The sequence below is a fragment of the Kibdelosporangium aridum genome, assembly GCF_900176515.1.
Classification (GTDB): Bacteria; Actinomycetota; Actinomycetes; order Mycobacteriales; family Pseudonocardiaceae; genus Kibdelosporangium; species Kibdelosporangium aridum.
Genome location: NZ_FWXV01000011.1, coordinates 254806 through 277409 on the forward strand (window position 1 = coordinate 254806; position 22604 = coordinate 277409).

Annotated in this window: 18 protein-coding genes; 6 read left to right on the top strand and 12 right to left on the bottom strand. The window is 65.3% G+C overall.

Annotated elements, in window-relative coordinates; genetic code table 11:
* Positions 1 to 2 precede the first annotated feature (2 nt).
* The gene (locus tag B9C43_RS43875) at positions 3 to 764 is read left to right on the top strand and encodes an ABC transporter permease (protein WP_084433296.1); all 762 of its coding nucleotides are present in this window, start codon (positions 3 to 5) and stop codon (positions 762 to 764) included.
* Positions 765 to 779: 15 nt separating this feature from the next.
* Positions 780 to 1580, top strand: coding sequence for a MerR family transcriptional regulator (locus B9C43_RS43880; protein ID WP_084433297.1), 801 nt, complete (start codon positions 780 to 782; stop codon positions 1578 to 1580).
* Here B9C43_RS43880 and B9C43_RS43885 read toward each other — a convergent pair whose 3' ends face one another.
* The 4 genes from B9C43_RS43885 to B9C43_RS43900 form a co-directional block, all read right to left on the bottom strand.
* The gene (locus B9C43_RS43885; protein ID WP_084433298.1) at positions 1581 to 2291 is read right to left on the bottom strand and encodes an aspartate/glutamate racemase family protein; all 711 of its coding nucleotides are present in this window, start codon (positions 2289 to 2291) and stop codon (positions 1581 to 1583) included.
* Positions 2288 to 3733: an NCS1 family nucleobase:cation symporter-1 gene (locus tag B9C43_RS43890; RefSeq protein WP_084433299.1), complete on the bottom strand. Its 1446-nt coding sequence runs from the start codon at positions 3731 to 3733 to the stop codon at positions 2288 to 2290. The genes B9C43_RS43885 and B9C43_RS43890 overlap by 4 nt, the downstream gene beginning before the upstream one ends.
* Before the next feature lie 76 nt (positions 3734 to 3809).
* Positions 3810 to 4514, bottom strand: a complete 705-nt coding sequence (locus B9C43_RS43895; protein ID WP_033383708.1) for a GntR family transcriptional regulator — start codon at positions 4512 to 4514, stop codon at positions 3810 to 3812.
* A 52-nt stretch (positions 4515 to 4566) separates the two neighbouring features.
* The gene (locus B9C43_RS43900; RefSeq protein ID WP_084433300.1) at positions 4567 to 6366 is read right to left on the bottom strand and encodes a protein-arginine deiminase domain-containing protein; all 1800 of its coding nucleotides are present in this window, start codon (positions 6364 to 6366) and stop codon (positions 4567 to 4569) included.
* 178 nt (positions 6367 to 6544) lie between these two features.
* Here B9C43_RS43900 and B9C43_RS43905 point away from each other — a divergent pair, with 178 nt between their 5' ends.
* Complete coding sequence (locus tag B9C43_RS43905; RefSeq protein ID WP_235039202.1) at positions 6545 to 7144, top strand: TetR/AcrR family transcriptional regulator; 600 nt, start codon at positions 6545 to 6547, stop codon at positions 7142 to 7144.
* On the top strand, positions 7141 to 8745 hold the full coding sequence (locus B9C43_RS43910) for a CocE/NonD family hydrolase (RefSeq protein WP_084433301.1): 1605 nt from the start codon (positions 7141 to 7143) through the stop codon (positions 8743 to 8745). Before B9C43_RS43905 ends, B9C43_RS43910 begins: the two co-directional genes overlap by 4 nt.
* A 296-nt stretch (positions 8746 to 9041) precedes the next feature.
* On the opposite strand, the gene B9C43_RS43915 is transcribed toward B9C43_RS43910, so the two are convergent.
* The gene (locus tag B9C43_RS43915) at positions 9042 to 10172 is read right to left on the bottom strand and encodes a hypothetical protein (protein ID WP_143447022.1); all 1131 of its coding nucleotides are present in this window, start codon (positions 10170 to 10172) and stop codon (positions 9042 to 9044) included.
* 122 nt (positions 10173 to 10294) lie between these two features.
* On the bottom strand, positions 10295 to 10915 hold the full coding sequence (locus tag B9C43_RS43920; RefSeq protein WP_084433303.1) for a hypothetical protein: 621 nt from the start codon (positions 10913 to 10915) through the stop codon (positions 10295 to 10297).
* A 17-nt stretch (positions 10916 to 10932) separates the two neighbouring features.
* Here B9C43_RS43920 and B9C43_RS57885 point away from each other — a divergent pair, with 17 nt between their 5' ends.
* A complete protein-coding gene (locus tag B9C43_RS57885) occupies positions 10933 to 11094 on the top strand; it encodes a hypothetical protein (RefSeq protein ID WP_200825968.1) in 162 nt (53 codons plus the stop codon).
* Positions 11095 to 11110: 16 nt separating this feature from the next.
* Here the strand turns inward: B9C43_RS57885 and B9C43_RS43925 are convergent, their stop codons facing one another.
* The 3 genes from B9C43_RS43925 to B9C43_RS56135 form a co-directional block, all read right to left on the bottom strand.
* On the bottom strand, positions 11111 to 11581 hold the full coding sequence (locus B9C43_RS43925; RefSeq protein WP_033383721.1) for a DUF4396 domain-containing protein: 471 nt from the start codon (positions 11579 to 11581) through the stop codon (positions 11111 to 11113).
* A gap of 82 nt (positions 11582 to 11663) precedes the next feature.
* A complete protein-coding gene (locus B9C43_RS43930; protein WP_084433304.1) occupies positions 11664 to 12167 on the bottom strand; it encodes a DUF2269 domain-containing protein in 504 nt (167 codons plus the stop codon).
* Between the two features lie 2 nt (positions 12168 to 12169).
* Complete coding sequence (locus B9C43_RS56135; protein WP_143447023.1) at positions 12170 to 12349, bottom strand: hypothetical protein; 180 nt, start codon at positions 12347 to 12349, stop codon at positions 12170 to 12172.
* An 89-nt stretch (positions 12350 to 12438) separates the two neighbouring features.
* Here B9C43_RS56135 and B9C43_RS43935 point away from each other — a divergent pair, with 89 nt between their 5' ends.
* Positions 12439 to 13008, top strand: a complete 570-nt coding sequence (locus B9C43_RS43935; RefSeq protein ID WP_084433487.1) for a TetR/AcrR family transcriptional regulator — start codon at positions 12439 to 12441, stop codon at positions 13006 to 13008.
* 90 nt (positions 13009 to 13098) lie between these two features.
* Here the strand turns inward: B9C43_RS43935 and B9C43_RS43940 are convergent, their stop codons facing one another.
* The 3 genes from B9C43_RS43940 to B9C43_RS43950 are packed head-to-tail and all read right to left on the bottom strand — an operon-like array spanning position 13099 to position 22597.
* Positions 13099 to 13614, bottom strand: coding sequence for a hypothetical protein (locus B9C43_RS43940; RefSeq protein WP_084433305.1), 516 nt, complete (start codon positions 13612 to 13614; stop codon positions 13099 to 13101).
* A 23-nt stretch (positions 13615 to 13637) separates the two neighbouring features.
* Positions 13638 to 16979, bottom strand: coding sequence for a GH92 family glycosyl hydrolase (locus tag B9C43_RS43945; RefSeq protein ID WP_084433306.1), 3342 nt, complete (start codon positions 16977 to 16979; stop codon positions 13638 to 13640).
* Complete coding sequence (locus B9C43_RS43950; protein WP_160097126.1) at positions 16979 to 22597, bottom strand: fibronectin type III domain-containing protein; 5619 nt, start codon at positions 22595 to 22597, stop codon at positions 16979 to 16981. Before B9C43_RS43950 ends, B9C43_RS43945 begins: the two co-directional genes overlap by 1 nt.
* Positions 22598 to 22604 lie beyond the last annotated feature (7 nt).

Sequence of the window (22604 nt, forward strand, 5' to 3'; positions counted from 1 at the left end):
GGATGACCACGTACTTCCTCGGCGACACCGGTGTGCTCACCGGACGGACCCTGCGCCACGTCACCCGCAGCGTGGACACCATCATCACGATCCTGATCACGCCGATCGCGATGATGTTGATGTTCGTCTATGTGTTCGGCGGCGCCATCGACACCGGTCCAGTCCAGTACATCGACTACATGCTGCCCGGCATTCTGCTCATCACGATCGCGTCGGGCATCGCCTACACCGCGCTCCGGTTCTTCGTGGACATGAAGAGCGGGATCTTCGAGCGATTCCAGTCCATGCCGATCGCACGGTCGGGCGTGCTGTGGGCACATGTCCTCACTTCCCTTGTCGCCAACCTGATCTCGCTCGTGATCGTCGTAGGCGTCACTCTGCTCATGGGTTTTCGTTCCGGAGCGGGCGTGCTGGCCTGGCTCGCGGTCGCCGGCATCCTGCCGTTGTTCACCCTGGCGTTGACCTGGATCGCCGTGATCGCCGGTCTTTCCGCGAAGTCGGCGGAAGGCGGGGGCGCGTTCTCCTACCCGCTCATCTTCCTGCCGTTCCTCAGCTCGGCATTCGTGCCCACAGCGACGATGCCCGGCCCGCTGCGCTGGTTCGCCGAGAACCAGCCGGTGACGTCGATCGTCAACACGATCCGTGGCCTGTTCGCCCAGCAGCCAGTCGGCGACGACATCTGGATCGCGCTTGCCTGGTGCGTCGGCATCCTTGTCGTGGCGTACGTCTTCGCGATGGTCGTCTACCGCCGCAAGATCGCCTGAGGCAGGCTGCGACCCATGCTCACCATCAGCCAGCTAGCGGCGTACGCCGGGGCGACGGTGCGGGCAGTACGCCACTACCACAAGATCGGGCTGCTACCGGAGCCTGAACGCGACCATTCGGGATACCGGACCTACGACGCTGCCGCGGTGGTGCGACTGATCCGGATCCGCACACTGGCAGATGCCGGCGTGCCGCTGGCCCGGGTGCAGGAACTCCTCGACGCCGGCCCGGAGGAGTTCGCCGACGGCGTCGGTGAGATCGACAGGAACCTGCGCGCCCAGATCCGGCGGCTGCAGGACACCCGCAAACGGCTCGCCCAGCTCGCCACCGGAGATCACCTGGCGCTTCCCGAGAGCGTCGTGGGCTACCTCGACCGGCTGCGCGGTCTCGGCGCCGAGGAGCGGTACATCGAGATGGAGCGGGACGCCTGGATCATGGTCGCCGCCCAGGTGCCGCACCTGATCGACGCCGTGATCGCCAAGAAGCACGAGCAACTGGACCACCCCGATATGGTGAAGCTCTACAGCTTTCTCAACGGGCCACTGGACTGCCCGGCCGACGATCCGCGGGTCGTCGAGATCGCGGACATCCTCGAGCGCGCGCAGATTCGCGCTGTGCAGGCCGGTGAGGTGGGTCCGGACGGCTTCGACGACCAGTTCGCGGACCTGCTGGACGCGACACTGGTCCAGTCCTCACCGTGGGCCAAGCGGGTGGTGGCGATCCTCGAGGAGCGGGGCTGGCGGGGCTGGACCCGCCTCGAGCAAGTGCCCGCCGACAGACTTAACACTCAGTCCCGATCCACCGACAAGCACTGATCAGGTCCCGAACTGCGCGAGGACACCCGTGTACAGCTTCGGTGGCGGTGGCGCGTACTCCCGCATGGAGCCCGTGCGCAGGCCCATCCGGACCAGCGACTCCACCTGGAGTACCGCGGCCTGAACACCGTCGATGACCGGGACGCCGACACGTGCCGAGATTTGCGCGCAATGCGCGGTCATACCGGCGCAGCCGAGCACGACCACATCCGACCGGTCCGTGGCAACGGCCTTCTGGCAGGCGAAAGCGACCTCGTCCAGCGCCGCCTCGACTTCGAGCACGGGAATGTCGCATGCGGACACGCCAAGGCAAAATCTGCTGACGCCATACCGTTCCGCGAGGTCCCATGCTCGGCCACAGGTGCGTTCGAGCGTGGTGACAACGCTGAAGCCGCGACCGAGATAAGCAGCCGTACGCATCGCGGCTTCAGCGATCCCGACAACGGGACCGTCGGCGAGCTCCCGGGCGGCATCCAGGCCCGGATCGCCGAAGCACGCGATGACGTAACCGTCGAACTGCTCCGCGGCGATCTCCGCGAGGACACCAGGAACGCTCAACGCCTCGTCATAGTGGCTCTCGATCGACTCAGGCCCCATGGCCGGGTTGACCGTCTCAACGAGACAGTCCGGACTCGCCCTCGATGTCGCCGCACGGTCGATCAGCGCGGTCATCGAAGTGCTCGTGTTGGGGTTGATGACCTTGATCCTCATCGGCGGCGCCGGGAGAGCCCGCTGAACACCACGAAGCCCAGCGCCATGCCGATGAACCAGCTGTACTGCGCCGTCGTCTTCATCCCTGGCCCGTCCGTCCACAGCACCGGGACCATCGCCACCAACGAACCGGCCACCGTGGCCACGATCGCGGACGGGTTGTATCCCTTGCGGTACCAGTACTTTCCCTCCGGCGACATGGAGAACAGGTCGTCGACGGTGACCTGCTGGCGGGCCACGACGTAGTGCCCTGCGATCAGCACACCGAACAGCGGGCCGATGAAGGCACCGAGGGTTTCCAAGGTGTAGTGGATGACTTCGGGGTTGTTGTACAGGTTCCACGGTGTGATCAGCACCGAGCCGATCGCCGCGATCATCCCGCCTGCCCGCCAGCTGATCCGTTGCGGGCTGACGTTGGAGAAGTCGAACGCGGGCGAGATGAAGTTGGCGACGATGTTGATGCCCACAGTGGCGATGCTGAACGTCAACGCGCCGAGCACGATGGCGAACGTGCTGTCGATCCGGGCGACAGTCGCGACCGGATCGGTGATCAGCTCGCCGAAGACCGGGATGGTCAGCGAGGACGTGACCACCACCAGGATCGCGAAGAGCAGGAAGTTCACCGGAAGGCCCAGCAGGTTGCCCCGTTTGACCGCTTTGAACGACCTGCCGTACCGGGAGAAGTCGCCGAAGTTCAGCATCGGGCCGGAGAAGTACGACACCACCAGCGCGATCGCGCCCAGCATCACCGGCAGCGCGTCGAACCCGGAGTACCGGACGTCACCGAGGCTGAAGTCGATCGCACCCCAGCCCGCCTTCGCGATCAGGTACCCGGTCAGCAGGAACATCACGACGTACACCGCCGGTCCGCAGAAGTCGATGAACCGGCGGATGGTCTCCATCCCCGTCCAGAACACCGCGGCCTGCAGCACCCAGAGCAGCGCGAAGGAGAACCACCCCAGCAGGGACAGCCCGAGGAAGCCGTGCTGGCTCACGTCCGCGTACGGCATCAGTCCGGGAAAGAGCTTGAGCAGCACGACATCCAGCGCGGCGGACGCCAGGTAGGTCTGGATCCCGTACCAGGCGACGGCGATCAACCCACGGATCACCGCCGGGATGTTCGCGCCGAGCACACCGAACACGCTGCGGCAGATCACCGGGTACGGCACTCCGGCCGCCTGACTGGGCTTGGCGACCAGGTTGCAGAACAGGTACACGATGCCGATCCCGATCAGCAGCGAAACCAGTACCTGCCAGCTGCTCAGGCCGAGCATGAACAGGCTGCCCGCGGTGACGTACCCGCCGACACTGTGTACATCGGACATCCAGAACGCGAAGATGTTGTACGACCCCCACGTCTGTTTCTCCAGTGGCGCGAGGTCGGCGTTGGTCAGCCGTGGGTGATGGACGGGCTTGACTACCTGCTGAGCGGTATCAGTCATCGCTGCGCTCCTGCCTGGTGGTTCCCGCCACCGTAGGAGCCGGTTGTTACACGCTCGTCAACGGAAACGTATATCTTCACGCCTCAGCGAAGAGCCCGGTGTGCCGAGGCACCGAGGCCAACGACGACTTCAGCCGCTCGTGGTGCTCACGGGCGGCTTCGACCAGGGCCACGCTGTCCCGCGCCACGAACGCCGCCAGCATCTCGTCGTGATCGCGGTGCAGCGTCGCCCGTTCGTCGGCGGACACGTGCGCCATCGGTTGGAGCGGCTCCGTCATGTTCCACGCGGACTCGAACATCCCCAAGAGCCGCAACATCCCGCACGGCCGCACCAAGGCCATGTGGAAACTCCGGCTTTCCCGGTGATACGCCCGGACGTCCCCGGCGGCCAAGGCGTCTTCCAACGCCTGATGGGCCGCTTGGGCCCGCTGATCGTCGTCGGTGTCGGCCTGTCCCACCCCCGCGCCCAGCGCCGCCGTCTCCAGCACGCCTCGCACGACGTACAACTCGTGCAATTCGGCCGGTGTCAGCTTGGCCACCGTGTAGCCGAAGTTGGGACGGTGTTCGACGAGGCCTTCACCGATCAACGTCTTGAGCGCCTCCCGGACCGGGATCCGGCTGACCCCGAACACGGCGGCCACCTCGTCGAGCGGAATGGAGCTGCCCGGCGGAACGCCGCCATCGAGCAGACACCGGCGCAACTCGGTGAGGATTGCCGCCTGCGAACTGCCAGGCCGCTCGCTGACCAGCCGCGCGACGATGACCGACCGGTTCCTCGGCATCCGCCTCGCCTCCTCAAGCTGAAAAGGAGACTGTAGATCAGCCCGGCAAGCCCTAGCTCCGTTCAGGCCACCATGGCCTGCTGGTCTCCCGGAACGTGTTCGTTCCACAGTGGACTTCGCCACCCCCGATGTGGTGGCTGCTCCAGTCATCGACATAGTGGACAGTCATGCCGAGCTTTCCGTAGGCGGCGCTCACCGCGTTGGCGAAGATGTCCTGGCCGTTGACAACCGGTCCCCACTGCTGCGCCGCGACGTAGTGCTTGGAGTTCAGCACGATGCCGTTGACCGCCCCTGGCACATAGGCGCCCAGTCCATGCATGTTCACCTTCGTCGTTTGCCGCCTCTTGCTCACCGCGCGGGACAGGTCCGCCGTCGTGAACAGCTGAGGCACCTTGACGATCTCATCGTCGCGGACGCCGGTCTCGCGCTTGAGGATCCGGAGGTTGGCCTCGATACGTCGTGTCGCGAGTGCGTTGGCACGCAACAGCGTGTCGTTACGCAGTACCTGGTCAATGGTCTCGGCACCAGCTTCGGGTTGCGAGAACATCCTGGTGGCGCCGTGCCCGGCCCGTTGTGCCGTACGCAGCAGGTCAAGGCCTGCCTGCGGGTCCGCCACGGCGATCGTCCAGCCGCGTCGGCCTGCGGCTGGCAGGAATTGGACGAACTCGTCGACATGGCCGACCGCGAGCCATGAGGTGTCCACCATCAGCGGCGTTTGATATTCCTGCGACCGCAAGAACGTCTGCATCGCCTGGTCGGGAGCGCCCTCACCGGCCGAGCCGGTGTCACCCATGACGATCCGGCCGACCGGGTAACTCCTCCCCCGGTTCTCGTAAGGCGGAATCGTCTCCAGGTTGCCCATCGAATCGACACTTCTGAAGCCGCCACCGCGGCCGGCGATCTGGATCGCCCCGATTCCAGGACCGCGGAGTTTCTCGAACACCTGCCTGCCCGCCGGCCGATCAGGCTGGGCCGACCGGATCGCGATACGCAATCCCCTGGGCTTTCCGTCCGCACCCGGCATGGTGACGTAGCCCGGCTCGAAGAAGTCCTGTGCCCACGGGTCTTCCTGGTCGAACAGTCGCAGTGGCGCGTCGATCCCGGCGGCCTTGACCCGGTCGGCCAGCTCCTTGACGAACCGCTGCTGCGCGGGCATCTCGTCGGTTCCTTCGGACGTCAGAACCTGTTGTGTCCGTTGGAGATGATGATGTGTCAGAACCGGCGACACGCGCAGCACCACATGATCCGTGGCTGTCTTCGCGCCGTCGTTGACGGTGAATCGCACCGTGATACGCCCGTTCCAGATCTTGCTGTCGCGCACGACGTCCTTGGCGTCGATGCCCAGGTTCACGCCGGAACGCAGCTCATCAGCGGTGAGCCGATCGGTACCGGAGACCTTGGTCCACGCGCCCGCACGGTTGACGAACAGCCTGACCTTGTCCTGTCCCGGACCGACCGTTGCCACTGTCCCCCATACATCGGACGGAGCGTTGCCGAGCGGAACCGTCTTCAGCGGGGCGAGATTCTCGGGAGCACGCGCGACGTCATCCGAGGCGTCGTTGCATTCGGCCAGTTTGTCATCCGGCAGCGGTTTGCCGTTGGCGTCCTTGACGGGGCATCGGCGGTGCTGGTCACCGATGTTCGGCAGGAAGATCGCACCCCGGTCCAGTGTCCAGGTCTGCTTGCCCGCCACATCCGACTGGCCTGCAGTGTCGACCACGCCATCGCGGTTCACATCCGCCCGCAGATCCGCGACCAGCCCTGGCTCCGCACTGACCACGACCGCACCACCAGCCAGGACACCGACCATCGCCATGGATATCCCGATGGACCGCCTTGTCGTTGGATTCATGCGGCCATGCTGTCGCCCCGGCTGCTTGGAACTCGCCCGCCGATCGGCCAGACGACCCCCGCCATCCGTCGGGATTCCACCTCGCGAACCCCACAGCGAAATCGTCCTGCACGGACAGCAGAAGGCGCACAATCAGTAACACTTGCGCATTTGGTAACAAGTGTGCACGATCGTGGATGTGGACCTGACTGCGGCCGAACCTGCCCAAGACCGCCGCGTGCGCCGTTCCCGCGCGGCGCTCATGAAGGCAGCGGTCGCCCTGGTCACCGAACGCGCCACGACGGCGATCCCGCTTTCCGACATCGCGGAAGCCGCGGACGTCAGCCGACGGGTCGTCTACCAGCACTTCGGTGATCGCGACACACTGCTGCTGGAGGCCGGTCTCGACCTGGTCCGGCAGGAACTGCTGCCACGCCTCAAACACGACACCCAGGCGACCGAACGAGAGCTGACGCTCGCGGTAGCGCGCCACTTCGCCGACCACCGGGTGTTCTACCGCTCCCTGCTGACCGGGTCCTGCGGGTTCGCCGTGGACCGCGGGCTGAGCGGCCTGTTCCTCCCGGTCAACCGGCAGGGCATCGAGCAGGTGGCGGGTGACCGCCTCGCTCCGCAGCTCGCCGACGACCTCGCCACCTTCCTGACCGGCGGTGCCGGTGCCTTCATCACGGCGTGGGTGGTCGACGGGCCCGACCCGCTGGACCCCGAGGCGTTCACCGACCGGGTGCTGCACGTGATGTCCGTCCTGATGACCGCCATCGGCGAGGGGACACTCCGATGAACCTGATCAGTCACGTCATCCAGCGCAAGCTGAAGCTGCGCCCGCCCCACACCCGCGACCTGGTCGTCCAGCGGGATCTCCGCGTGCCGATGCGCGACGGGGTCGAGTTGCTGGCGGACAGGATGGCCCCGCGCACCCAAAGTGAGAACCTGCCGGTCGCGCTGCTGCGCTCGCCCTACGGCCGCAGCGGACTCATCGCCCATGGGATGGCCCGGCCGCTGGCCGAACGGGGCTACCAGGTGGTGGTGCAGAGCACGCGCGGCGGGTTCGGCTCCGGCGGCACCTTCGACCCGATGCGCCAGGAGCGCGAGGACGGCCTGGCGACGCTGGACTGGCTGGTGAAGCAGCCGTGGGCGGGAGACGCGATCGTGCTCTTCGGCATGAGTTACCTGGGCTTCGTACAATGGGCCGTCGCCGACCAGCTGCCGCCCCAGGTCAAAGCGATGATCCCGGTCGTGACCGAGTCGGCACTGACGCTGGAGTTCCTGCGCGCCGACGGCATGTCCCTGGAGACGCCGTTCGCCTGGGGTGCGATGGTCGGCACCCAGCAACGCCCGCTGGCCCTGCTGCGCAGTCTGTGGCAAGCCAAGAAGACGGCCCGTGCGTTGTGGACGCTTCCGCTCGGCCAGTCCGACATCGCCGCGATCGGTGAGCGGTCGGACTACATCCAGGACATCCTCGCCCACGACGCCAGCAGCTCGCGCTGGGCCGGTCTCGACCACAGCCACCGGGTCGCGGACACGACCGTGCCGGTCAGCTCGATCGGCGGCTGGTTCGACATCTTCCTGCCCGGCCAGCTGCGAGACTTCCGGATCCTTCAGGACGCGGGACGTCCGGCCCGGCTGACCGTCGGCCCATGGGCCCATACCGAGTTCACCAGTGCGCCCGTCGAAGAAGCCCTCGACTTCGGGCTGGCCCACTGCCGCGGCGAACAGCCTCCCGCACGTCCTCCGGTTCGCCTGTACGTCATGGGCGAGGAAGCCTGGCGTGACTTCGAGTCCTGGCCGCCGAGCGGCTACGAGCCCAAGCGGTTCCATTTGCACGCCAGTGGCCTGCTGGCAGGCGAACCGGCGGCCGAGTCCGAACCGGACCGTTACCGCTACGACCCGGCCGACCCGACGCCTGCGGTGGGCGGAGTGCGCATGGTCAAGGACAACAGCCGGGTGGACAACACCGCACTGGAGGCCAGGGCGGACGTGCTCACCTACACCACGCCGGTGCTGGATGCGGACGTCGAGGTCATCGGCGAGGTCAGCGCCGAGATCTGGTTCCAGTCCAGCCTGGCCCACGCCGACGTGTTCGTCCGGCTCTGCGACGTCGACCCGGCCGGGCGCTCATGGAACATCTGCGACGGCCTCGTCAGCCTGACCGAGGCCGACCAGCTGAGCCGGGCAACCGTGCGACTCTGGCCCACCGCCTACCGCTTCAAACGCGGACACCGCATCCGCGTCCAAGTGTCCAGCGGCGCCTTCCCCCGCTACGCCCGCAATTCCGGCACGGGACAACCACGCGCGACGGCCACCACCCTTCTGGCGGCCGACCAGACCGTCCACCACGACCCAGCACACCCGTCCGCCATCACCCTCCCGGTCCGGGCCTAACCCTGCGCGTGGAAAGTGCGCACTTGTCCATCCGGGCCGGGTACGACCACGTCCGCGCCATGGGGGACTGGTCGAGTATCTGTCCACCTAGGTCGCGCCAGCCTGTGCCAGTGTTGACCGCGAGTCCTCGCGCCGAGGCACGGGCGAACACCGCGCCGGTGGTTGTGACGGTCGAATTTCCCCTGAGAATCCGGTCAACACCTTGTCCCCCAACGCGCGATCTAACCGGTGCCGGTCCGGTAGACGACCGCGATCCCGCCTGACACCAAGGCAGCGGACGGCGACGCGGGCCTTAGTTAGATTGCGTGGGGCCATACAGCGAGCGCGTAGGCGCCGAACCATAACCCGAACAGTGACACCAGTCCCGTGATCACCACTGCGACGCGTGTAGAGCAGCGCGTCAGCCGTATCGCCGCCAAGATCAGCAGCGGGAACGCGCTCAGCAGCAGCCGTACCCGGTCCTGGACGAGGCCACTGTGCACCACGATCAACGCGACCGTGCCCAACGTGTACAGCCACACCGGCCACGGCATCTGCCGCCGCACCATCACAACCGCCACCACCGAGGCGACGATGGCCACGGCGGTTACCACCACGAACAAATCGCGGTTCGTGGTCACCGCGTCGAACACCCATTCCGCGGTCACGAGACCGCCATCGATGCGGTTGCCCCAACCAACCTCACTGATGTGGAAGTACCCGCGGGCCGTGTTGGCCGCCACCCAGAACAGGTAGCCCAGCATCCCGGCGGCCGCGAGCAGCGGTGTGACGCCGGCCCACCAACGGCGCTGTCCCCGCTCATCGACGGCGGCACAAGCCGCGACGATCGCGACCACGATCAGCGGGCCTGCCATCGGGTTCGACGTCCCCGCGATGCCCGTGAGCAGCGCGAACAGCCACCATCGGCGCTCAAGCAGAGCAACCAGGGCCCACACGACGAGCGCGATCAACAGGCTTTCGGGGTACGGCAGCGTGTAGACCACCGACATCGGTGCGGCCGCCACGAGCACGACGGCGATCGCCTCGGCGCGCGAATTGCCTCCCAGCAGCCGCGTCAAACGAGCCATACCGTAGGGACCGACGACACCGGCGAGCGTGGACACCACAATGCCCGCGACGGTGTAGTTGTCTCCGAAAACGGCCGCGAAAAGCCGCACCACCATGGGGTACAGCGGGAAGAAGGCGTAGGCCCCGTCAGGTGAGGGCTTCCCGCTCGCGTCGAGCATGCCGACGCCCGACGCGACGTAGCCGTGCTCGGCGATCTTGAGATACCAGTCGGCATCCCACGGCCGCCAGTCGATGCGGTCCTGGGCCGCGGTCATGCCCCAGAAGATCAGGGTGCCGAGCCCGCGGACGGCGAGATACAGCAGCGCAGGACCCCACAGAGAACCAAGAACACGGGCGCCCGATCCCAGGACGGCCCTCATGAAACGCCGCGGTGCGGCCGCCGCATCACCCCCGTCCGGCGAAGCGCATTCGTCCCTTGTCACCTGTGCAGTCACACCAATCAGCACGCCAAAGACCGGATCAGCGTTGCCTTGAGCATCCCTCACGGCACCCTGACGGCGATCTCCTCGCCCAGCCGCGCGCCGTCCTGCAACTCGAGATCGTCACCGCTCCAGAACCGACCGGGGTCGTACCAGTTCGGCCGCCGCGCGGGCAGCAGGCCCATCGATTCGTAGGTCAGCGCGACGATCTCCGCGCAGAACGCCGTCTCCAAGGTCCCTCCTGGCCGGCGGCTGGGCAACCGTCCCCGCAGCCAACGGCTGGCCAGACGCGCGGTGGACGGGAACGGGGTGCCGTCAAGACGGGCGATCGTGCGCAGCACGGCGTCTTCCATCTCGCGGGTGATCTCGTGGTCGAGCTGGCGCAACCAGGCACGTTGCTTGTACTTGACCGTCCATGTGGTGACCGCGTCGCGCAGGTCGTGCAACTGGGCGCCGCGCTGGTGTGTCCCAGTCCACATGTCCGGCAGAGAGCGGCCCAGTTCCGCATGCCACATCAGCGGCGGGAGGTCCTCGATCACCACCGCCATGCCGACGTGGTTGACCGGGCTGTTGGTGGTCACCCGGATCGCGCGGTCGGCCGGTGAGCTGCCGCGGAACACCCACACGTCGCCGGTCCGGGTCAGATGCACGGCCTCGTCGAGGCTGATCGAGCTGTCAGGCACGGCTGTAGGCTACGCAAATGCGACTGTGGAAGATCCTGGGCATCGCCGGTTTCCTCGGTGTCGCGGCCACCGGCGTGGTCATCGCCCGTAGCGAGCGACGGCGCCGCGCCTACACCCCGGAACAGATCAGGCTCCGGCTGCACGAGCGCGCAGCCGAAGCCCAGGCATCCGATTCCTGACAGCCCGCGTCAACTGTCAGTGGTGATGGGCGTGCACGACCGCGTGCCCACGACCGCGCCCGATCATCCACTTGTTCACCGGTAGCGTGATCACGAACGCGACCACCAGCGCGAAGGCCAGCGCACCCCAGAACAGCGGATTGGCCAGGCCGGCGTCCATCGCGCCAGGAACGCCGATCATCACGGCGTTGTCCACGATCTCCATGACGGCGATCGACACGGTGTCCGCGGCGAGCGCCACCTTGAACGCCTGCTTCAGGCTCAGTCCGGCCTTGAGAACGCCGCGCATCGTCAGCGCGTAACCGAACACGAACGCGAGGGCGACAGCCAGCGCGATCGTCGCGACATTCGGCAGGCCGAGCCACGTCCCGATGACCATGCCGAGCACCTCGCCGATGGCACAACCGGTCAAGCAGTGCAGGGTGGCCGACGCGGCCGTTGACCAGGTGACTCCGGCGTGACCGTGGTGCTCATGCGCTTCAGACATCTCAACCCTCCGTTGATACCCCCATGGGGTACTTGACACATGGGGAGTTATATACCGGCTGGGGGTATCACGCAAGTGGCATTCACTCCGCCGGTACGCGTGTCTTCTGCTGCCTGCGCCAGCCGTATCGAGTCATCCCCCGCGGCTTGTAAACCGACAGCGCCAGAATTACGAGCAACAGCACCATTCCGCCGATCGAGTGCGGCAGCGAACCGGGCAGCTGGCGCGGGTCGGCGCCCGACGCGGCGACGTCCGCCAGAGCGCACACCGTCCGCGTCTCCACCAGCAGGATCACGGTCGCGAAGATCGTCAGCATTAACTTGGCCAACACCCAGTAATGACGGACGAGTCCCCATGTGGTGCCCAGCGCGTTGACCGTCCCGATCACAACCGATGCGAGCGCCAGCGGCACGATCGCGTACCACACCGTCACGTTCATCATCAGATAGGCGGCGCGGGAAACGTGGACCTCGCCACTGCTGACAGCGGTGATGTCGAGTGCGATGTAGGCGACGACCGCGCCGAGCCAGCCGACCGATGTGGCGACGTGCAGGGTGAGCACGAATTTGCGGAGCCGGGGCGGCATCGTCATCTGTGGCCGACGCCGACTGAGGGCTGCACCTGGCTGCCGGGTAGATGCTGCCCCGGGCCGTGTTGCCCGCCGAGGCCAGTCAGCTGCAGCACCACAACGATCAACACCAGGACACCGACCACGATCACCGACCACTTCACCCATCGCGGCGATCCACGTCCAGTTTGACGAGCCATCTTCGCGTCCTCTCGACACCGACTTTTCGATACAGTCTGTCTCTTTAAAGACAGCCTGTCGAGATGCAGCCAGTATGTACACTGCGAAGGTGCCGAAGCTGTGGAACGAGACGATCGAGGCGCACCGCCGCGAGGTGCATGACGCGATCCTGCAAGCCACGTGGGCGCTGGTGACCGAGCACGGCCCGTTGTCGGTGACGATGTCGCAGATCGCGGAGAAGACCGGCATCGGCCGCGCCACGCTGTACAAGTATTTCCCCGACGTCGAAACAATCCTGCACGCGTGGCACCAACGCCACATCGCGGGCCACCTCGAGCACCTCGGCCAGTTGAACGCCGGCGCCGACGATCCAATGCAGAGGCTAGAAGCCGTGCTCAACGCCTACGCGCTGATCTGCCGTCAACGCACTCGCCATGACGCAGCGCTCGCAGCCCTCCTGCACCGCGGCGACTACGTGGACGAGGCACAGCAACACGTCCACGACTTGGTCAAGCAGTTGATGGCCGCGGCAGCTGCAACTGGGACCGTCCGTGACGACGTCCGGCCAGAGGAGCTCGCGGCCTACTGCGTGCATGCCCTTATGGCGGCGGGCAGCTTGCGTTCCGAGGCCGCGGTCCGCCGTCTCGTCACGGTCACTTTGGACGGACTACGCCCGTGACCGAATCCGTATGAGGGAGAGCGACGAAACCCGCTGGCTCTGGATGTCTGTCCAGAACCAGCGGGCTTTTGAGCGCACGCCGCGATGCCGTCAGCAGCCGACGTAGACCGGCATACTCTTCTGCGTCAGCCGGGAACTACTGACGGCGGGGATGTTGATCGCCGCGTTCGCGGTGATGTGGGTAGCTGTCCGCTTGTAGTGGCACACCGCGGATCGAGTTGCCACTGTCCCGTAACAGGTCGCCCCATAGCCTCCGGACAGCCCGCTGTTGAGGCATCCGTCGTCCCGGATCTGCACAGCCGGACTGGGGACGGCCCACATGTTGATCACCGCGGCGCTCATCTGGACGCCCGTCGATTTGCCGTTCCAGATCTGCAGAATTGCTCGATACGTCGGTTCGACTCCGTTGTGGCCCTCTTCAAGGCACGTTTTGACCGTGACGAACCCATAGTCGTTCCAGTCGCAGTTGCTGCCGTTGTGATCGACCCATGGTGCCCAACTACGCACGGCGGCCGATGCCGGTTGAGTCAGCGAAAACACCATAAGGACGCTGGACAGCAGGACGGTGGCGACGACGCCAGCTCTTCTCTTGTTGATGGACCGCATTTTTCTCCTTGTAGGTACGGACGTCAGCCAGTGCCGACGGCATGGATGTGCAGGCGGCCGCCGCTGACTTCCGTCGGCAGGGTGACCGACTCCACGGTTTTGCCGGCCTGTAGCTGGAAGGTGGCCGCGAACACGTAGGTCGGGACGTTCTCCCGTTCGCCTGAGCCCTTGTTGCGGTACGGCATTTGGGCCGCGATCGTGTTGCCGTACTGGACAGGAATCTGGCCGCCTGCTCGCGTCCAGTCTGTGAAGCCCAATGTGATCGACTGTTGTGAGCCATCGGTGTAGTTGATCGTCGCGGGGCCTTGTGCACCCCAGCCATCGGCAGCACCGAGCACACCGAGTTTGGTCACGGAACCGGCGGACGCGACTGCGATCCGCTGGCCTGCTGCGATCATGTTGTCCCGGTCGCCTGGGTTTGTTGCCGGCCAGGTATAACGGACTCCGGCATGGACGATGCTCGCGCCTGGCGTCAGTCCTGCCGCGGCCAGTGCCTGCCGTGAGTAGCTGGAGCCCACGCTGTCGAAGTCGCCACCGCCGCGGTAACTGTCGTCGCTGATCCCGACGTTGTCGCGGTGCCCACCGAATCCGACGGCTGCGACATGGATCCGGCCGGCTGTGGGGCTGGGCAAGGTCAGGCCGATCACCGTCTTCGCTGGGTCGATCGCGATCGACGTGGCGAGCAAGTACGTCGTGACCTGCTCCTGTCCACCGATCAGGGCGTTGTTGCGGTACGGCATCGTCGCGGCTACCGCGTTGTCGGGGCGGAGCTGTCTCAAGCCGCCTGCGAGCGTCCAGTCCGAGAAGCCGACCGTCGCCTGCTGAGTCGTGCCGTCCGAATAGATCACTGTCGCCGTGCCAGCGGCGCCGTCCGCGTTGCCTTCGGCGCTGCCGAGCAAGCCGAGTTTGGTCGCGCCAGGCGGGCTTGAGACAGTCAAACGTTGTCCGGATGCGACGACGTTGTCGGGCGAGCCTGGTCGTACGTTGGGCCACGTGTAGGTGACGCCATCAACCGAGAGCCGGCTGCCCGAAACAACTCCTGCGTTGGCGAGTGCCTCGACTGAGTATCCGGATCCCCAACCGTCGTAGTTCGCCGCACCAGTAGCGGCATCGTGGCTGTTGCCCCTGTTGTCGGCGGCTGCGATCGCGTTCGATCCATACGACGGCGGCTCAGCACCGGGACCGCTCGCCCACGCGACGTTCGCAGTCGTACCCAAGGTGAGATCGATGGTGCCGCCGGCGGTTATCACCGACGGTGGCAGATATGCCTTGTCCCAGGCGGCGCCGTTGAGTGTCATCGATTGGACGTATGGCGCCGCGGAGGCCGCAGCCGGAGCGTTCACGGTCAGTGTCGCGCCACCGGGAAGGTGGACAACGGCTTGCGGGAACAACGGACTGCCCAACGCCAGGTCCGCTGTCCCGGGCACGGCCGGGTAGAAACCGAGAGCCGCGAAGACGTACCACGCGGACATCGCTCCCAGATCGTCGTTGCCCGGCAAACCGTCCGTTGCGTTGCGGAACAGTTCGTTCTGGATCCGGCGCACCACGATCTGGGTGAGGTAAGGCGACCCGGTCCAGTCGTACAGCCACGGCACGGCGAAGCTCGGCTCGTTGCCCATCCACGCGTGCTCGCCAGGAATGTCGTTGAGCGCGGCGAAGTGTGTGTTCAGGTACTCGACCATGGCACCGTTTCCGCCCTTCGCATTGATCAGCCCACGAGCGTTATGCGGCACCATCGGTGTGTATTTCCACGAGTTGCCTTCAGCCCAGTCGCCCAACGAGAAGTCCGTCGGACTGAACCCCGGCCGCCACTGACCGTTCGCGGATCGGGGCTGGACGAACCCGCTCTGCGGGTTCAGCAGGTACTGCCAACCCTGTGCCCGGTCAGCGAATCGGGCGTGCACGGCGTTGTCACCGAGCGACTTGGCGAAAGCAGCGAGCGCGGCGTCGGCGACGTGATATTCCAGCGAGCTGGACGTTGTCGCGTAGTGGTAGCAGCAGCCATACAGGCTCCCGTCTGGCAAGTATCCGATGTTGTCCAAGTAGACGTTGCCCGGCCGGATGTTTCCGGGCCGACTCGCTTGGGCGACCATCGCGCGCAACGCTTTGGCCGTGTCGAACCGACGGGCGCCGAACGCGTGCACGGCTGCGATAGCCGGGATAGCGGGATCGCCCACCATCACATACGTTTCGCCGTTCGCGACTGACCACTTCGGCAGCCTGCCGGACTGGTCGTAGTCGTTGAGCATGGAGGTGACGAAATCGGACATCACATCCGGCGCCACCATCGCGGCCAGCTGCATCTGGGTTCGGTACACGTCCCAGCCGGAGAAGTTCGCGTACTGATCACCTTGTCCGGCAGGCAGCGTACGCACAACGCCGTCGAATCCCCGGTACTGCCGGTTGGCGTCGCTGAACACGTTGGGGTGCAACAGCGCGTGGTAGAGCGCGGTGTAGAACATCTTTTGCTGGTCTACGGTCCCGCCACCGATCTGGATCCTGTTCAGCAGCGTGTTCCATGCCGTGACAGCGGCTTGTCTGGTGCCAGCCAGATCCCACCCGGTCAAGGTGTCGCGGTTCGCCCGCGCGTTCGCGACACTGACGAACGAAATACCTACCTTTGCTTGCACCACTGTGCCTGCAGGGAAGGACAGCGCGATCCCACCGTCACCGGTTACCAGCGGTGGCGGGCTCCACTTTGTCGCGCTGGTGAAGGGCTTGTCGAACGTCACGGCGAAGTAGAGCTGGTAGTGATTGCCTTGAGCGCAAAACGCGCCGTTGCCGACCGATCCGGTGACTTCCGTCGTGCCGGATGTCGTGACGGCCGCATCTGACACCGCCGCACCGGACGCGGCCTTGAGCAACAAGGTGGCGGCTTGCCCAGCCGGGAAGGTGAACCTGCCAAGGGCGGATCTCTTGGCCGCGGTAAGCTCGGTTTTGACCCCGTTGTTGAGCAACAACGAGTAGTACCCGGTGCTCGCGGACTCGTTGGCGTGGTTGATGCCGATGGTCGCCTTGTTCTTGTCCGCCGGTGGCGTTCCAGTCAACGGAAGAAACGGCACGTCGCCGTAGTCGAAACAACCAGCACCGCTCATCCGGTTGAGGCCAAAACCTGAGATCACTGTGGCGTCGTAGTTGTAGCCACCCCCTGGGTGCCGCGGCGAAGAGTCCGGTCCCCACTGCAGCATTCCGAACGGCACGCTCGGTCCGGGGAAGGTGTTTCCGTCCCCCTTCGTACCGATCATCGGGTTGACGAGTGCGGCCGGGTTGGTCACCAGGGATACAGCCGCTGTCGCAGGTGTCACGTAGACCAGTGACACCAGCGAGATCAGCACGCCGATGATGCCCTTGCGTCGCCCGGCCATCAGAAGCACTCGCCATACTTGTCGAACGGGGTGACGCCTGGCGCCGGCATCGGTGAGAACCTGAGATTGAGCTGCCCCTCACCCTGAACCTGGCCATACCCCACAACCCTCACTCGGTAGGTATGTGTCGAGTTCACATACACCGGTTCGGTACTCCCCTCTTCGGTGAGGGATGGGTTGTCCGGGTAGTCCCGCCGTTTCTGCCAGACCATCGTGCCGGTTGTGCAATCCCAGAGCTGGTAGATGAAACTGCCGAAGTAGAGATGGTGGCCCAGCGTCGTCCAGTACCACCGGACGTCGAAGTAGTCTCCCCGCCTCGTACCGCACATCTGCGAGAACGGATAGTCGTACTGCACGGCAGGTTCACCTTCCGGCATGCCTCGCCACGACGAGGCCACTGAAGCGCATCGAACCGCGCCAACCTGTGGCCCAGGGTTGGCGAAAACGTGGTTGGACTGTCCGCTCTCCCCTGCCAAGTTGTCCGCTGTCACGAAGAACTCGTAGCGATGGCCACCACGAAGCAGTCCAATCTCGACGGAACGGTTCGTCGTCGGGTAGTACAGCCGCCTGAAGCTCTCACCCGCCGTGACGTCTCGCATGTAGATCCAATAGAACACATTCGACGGTGTGGATGCGCCCCATGTCAGCCGGATCGAGTTCGAGCCGGTCCAGCTGTAGCCGAGGTTGCCCGGTGCGGTCGGTTTGGGCGGCATCGGCGTCGCGCTCACAATCGCCGACCGCGGGCCGGCACCGGCGCCATTGACAGCCTCGGTGTAGAACTCGTAACGGTGGCTGTTCATCAACCAGCTGACCGTCCAGTTCGTCACCGTGACCGGGTACTTGCTTCTGGTGAAACTGGTCTGGCCGGCTGTGACGTCACGTTGGTAGATCCAGTACATCAAATCCGGGCCAGGCGCTGTCCAGCTCAAGGTCACCTTGCCGTCGCCTGGGACAGCACGCATGTTCGTGGGCGCTCCTGGCAGCGGCGGCAGCGGCTTGGCCCGGACCGCGTTGGACATCGGGCTGTCACCGTTGGCGTTGTTCGCCGCCACCCGGTACTCGTAGACGAACGCGTTCAACACGCCGGTGTCGACGAAGCTCAACGACTGGGTCGGCCACTCGTACTTGGTGTAGTTCGCCTCGCCACAAGTGATGCAGCGCTTGTAGATCCAGTAGAAGTCACCGGTGTCGTTCCACGACAGGGTGACCTTGCTGTCACCGGCGCGCGCGGTCAGGGTCGGTGCCGCAGGCGGTTTTCCGCCGCGAGCGGTGATCCGGACGACGTTCGAAGGCCCACTGTCACCACCGCCCGCACTTGTCGTGACGTAGAAGTCGTACACATGCGCGTTGATCAGCAGGCTCGCGGTGAAACTGGTGCCCTCCACCGGGTACTGCAGCTTCGTGTACTGCGTCTGCCCCGCGGTGACATCGCGCTGGTAGATCCAGTAGAACAGATCCGGATTCGGGCCCTTCCAGCTCAAGTGGGCATGTCCGCCGTCCGACACGGTGATCGCGAGATTCGTCGGGGCGTCGACCCGGGTCGTCACCCTGGCGGTCGCCGACTGCGGACCCTCGCCACCCGCGTTGACCGCGGACACTCGGAACTCGTAGATGTGCCGGACAGTCAACGAAGCCAAGAAACTCGTGCCGTTCGACGGGTACTGCAGTCTCGTGAACGACGTCTGCCCTGCGGTCACGTCCCGCTGGTAGATCCAGTACAGCAGGTCCGGTTCCGGTTCCGTCCACTTGAGAGTCACGGTCGAGTCGCCGTTCGCCGTCACGGTCAGACCAGGAGCAGCGGGCTTGGGCGGCCGCGGGGTCGCTGACACCACATTGGACGGTGCGCTTTCACCTCCGTTGCTGATGGACGTCACGTAGAAGTGGTACTCGTGCCCGTTCGCCAGCAGCCCAGCGGTGAACGACGTGCCGCCGTCGGTCAACGGATAAGGCAATCTGCTGAACGAGGTGTCGCCTGCCGAAACATCCTTCTGGTAGATCCAGTACCAGACATCGTCGCCTGGCGGGGCGGTCCAGTTCAGCCGGACTTCACCGTCGCCTGGTGTAGCGCGCAGCCCTGTTGGTGGCGGCGGAGGGGGCATCCATACCGTGGCACGTACGGTGTTGGAAGGCGGTCCCGTCGTGACGCTGTTGATGGCCGTCACGTAGAACTCGTACACGTGGTTGTCGATCAACAGACCCGCTCGGAACTCAGGCCCCGAGGTGATGGGATACGGCAGTTGGGTGAACGTGGTCTCCCCCGCGGTCACATCCCGTTGATAGACCCAATACCAGAGCGGTTCATCGGACGGCGGCGGAGTCCATCTCAACAGGATCGTTCCGTCCCAGCCTATCGAGGCTGTCAGGTTGGTCGGCGCTCCCGGCGGACGATGTTTCGCGGTGGCTGTGACCACATTGGACGGTGCACTCTCCCCGCCGCCGTGCTTCGCGGTGACTCTGAACTCGTACACGTGGTTGTGCTCGAGGTTGCGAACGGTCAACGTGGTGTTCAACGGCTGGGGATGATCCACCGGCTCGAAACCCGGTTGCTGCCCGGTCACGTCCCGCTTGTAAACCGCGTACGTGACAACGTCGGGCGACGCGCCCCATTCGAGCTTGACGTCACCGTCGAGCCCAGCCGTGGCGCGGAGATTGACCGGCGGGCGCGGCGCTGGCACCTGGACGGTGTGGCTCTTTGTCGGCGTCTGCGGGCCTTCGCAGGTGCCGTTGACTGCCGAGACCCGGAACTCGTATGTGCTGCCGTTCTTCAAGAAGGGCACGGTAGTCGCCGGTGTCGTCAGAGTTTGTTCCTGCCGAGCGAAATGCGTCTGGCCCGCAGTCACGTCACGCTGGTAGATCCGGTACTTGAGGCCGCTGCCGGACGGTGGTGTCCACGTCAGACCGACAGTTCCATCGGCATTGTTCGTCGCAGCCAGGTTGGTCGGTGCCTGAGGCGCTCCCACGGTGCACGGCCCAGGCAGCGGAACGCTGACATCGACGAACCTAGGCCGGTAGATCCGGGCGTCCGCGTAGTTGTCCGCCGCGTTGAGGCTGTTGACGTTGTAGGACACGACCAGCCGGCCAGCCGGGCTGAGTTCCCGGTGAACATGGGCGTCGTAGTAGATGATCGGCTTGCCCGGGTACTGGACATCGCTGTCGAACAGGTAGATCGACTCGCCGAACGGGCCGGTGGGCGAGTCCGCGACGTGCGCGACGAACGACCTGCTGAACGGGATGTTCGTGTCCTGGGTGATCAGCACGTATCGGTCGTCGACCCGCTCGACGGCGAAGTTCGTACCCACTCCGCTGAGCAGTCGCGCACCGGCAGACTCGTCCCCCGACCATTGCGATCCGGTCCAGAACTGCCACGTCCCGCCGACGTTGCCGCGAGCCGCCCTCGCGACCTTGCCGAACTTCATCCCACCAGCACTCTCGGTGCCGTAGACGTACGTGTAGTCCTTGTCCTCCAACAAGGCTGAGCCCCACGCTGTCGTCGCGCCGGTCGGCAGCCGTTGCAAACCAGTGCGTTGCAAGGTGTTGGCATCGAAGGTGGCCAGTGACGTTCCCGTGAGTTGGAAGTCGAGTCCGCCGCTGCCAGTAGTGCGGTACGTGTTGTACAGCGCCCGGATCGAGCCGCCCTCGACCACCGCGTCACCGATCCAGTAGTGCTCCCCGGAATCAGGTTGCTCCACAAGCGACACCGGCTGTGCGGGCGTCCCGCCGGTCCGCGTCTCCGTCAACGCGTTTCCCTGCTGCACGACCATTGAGTTGCGAACGAACGGGGTGCTGGTCGGTCTGGTGAAGTCGGCGTTGACGGTGCCAAGGAACGTGTCGGAGAACAACCACGCCGTACGCCCATCCGGAAGCCGGACAGACACTGTGCCATCGCCGCCAGTCCAATGACCGCCTGCGTTGCCGTAGTTGTTCCACATGGTGTTGAGGTCGCTGGACGGGTTCACATGACACGCCGGATCGGTACCTTGCACGTTCACCGCGGTCCACGACGCTTGCACAGCCCGGTATTCGGCACTGCACAAGCCGTGGAGGTCCCGAGCGGCGTTCAGCGAGGCCTGGCGTGCGCCGGCGAAGGTGATGGTCGCGGTCATGTAGTTGAACGTCTGGTACCAGATCTTCGCCGCTTTGTCCCGGCCGATCCCGGTCACGCCGGGAGCGTTGCCACATGGTGGTGGCGGGGACTGGTTGAACCGGGTCGGCCCGGAGCCTTCGGCCAGCATGTAGAAGAAGCGATCGCCGATCCCGACCCAGTCATAGACGTTTTCCGAATACGGAGGTGGCGGTCCGTCCCAGCAGTTCTTCGTGTGTCCGTCTTGACTCGGGTTGCTCATCGACCGCTGGGCCGATGTTCGCTGAGCGAGTAGATAGTCAGCTGGCTGCTCCGGGTTGTTGGCGTGGAACTGGACCATCTCGCCAAAAATGTCGCTGGTGAACTCCATCACCGCGCGCGGTTCGCCATACCTCATCTGCAGGGTGGGCAGAATGGACTCCTCCACCCCATGCGTCAGCTCGTGTCCCATGACGTCAAGCTCCGCAAACGGAGTTCGGCCGTCTTCGCCATCACCGACGAGTATCTTGTTGCTGGACAACACCCACTCGGCGTTCTCCAAGTTCACATCAAAGTGGACACCGACCTGCACCGACTGCGGCGCGCCGGTCGTCCGGTCGGTGATCAAGCTGGACCGGCCATGCTTGGCCGCGAAGTAATCCGCTGTCTGACCGAGCGCATAGTGCGCGTCCACGGCGACACTCTCATCGTTCAGCGTTGTGCCATCGCCGAACTCAGGGTCCGCACTGGTGAAGAGTCTGCAGGTGGCGGAGTCGTTGTCTGCCCGCTGGTAGTCGCACGTCCAACTACCGTCGTGCTGCTCGTCGCGCAAGGTGAACGAGCCGTCAGGGTTCTGGGAGATGTTCAATTGCACCGGCTGACTTCCGGTGTAAACGCCACGGCCAGTGCCGACCGCCGGTGCCAACGCCGCCGTATCCGACCGCCGTTGCGCCGTCCCGATTTCTGCCGTCGACAGCACTTCGTCTGTTTGGGCATCGGTCACTACCAGCAAGCCGTGCACGGGACCGTTGACCTTGGTGCGCCAGGCGAGTCTCGGCGACTGCGGTCTCGCGTCGACCACCAGCTCCGGATCTTCAGCAACGGCTTCCGGGCGCGAAAGCTGGACCACCGCGGTCGCAGCTGCCTTCGCCGCAGGCACTGTCGGGGTCGTGGACACGGCGATCGGCGCAGACCGGGCGCCGGAAACGGTGTCGAGGTGGCCGCCTGGTGAGTGGTGCACAACGAAGTCACCGCCGAGGACCGGCAGGCCTCGATACGTGCGGTCGTAACGGACGTGCGTTCGGCCGTCCTGATCAACGGTCACGTTGACGAGCGGATGAGCCTCTTCGGGTGAAGCACCGACCAACTCTGGTCGTGCTGCGATGACTTGACTGGCTTGCGCGACAGCCTCGTCTCGGGTGGGTACGGTCCGCAATGGAGTTACTGCGGTTGGCTGAGCAGGTTGCGCCTGCCAGTCGCTTGCCACGAGCGTGGAAAGTGCGGCAACGCCGACCACGTAAGCGATGACCCGTCTGGCATGCCCAAAGTCGCGTCGCATAACCATC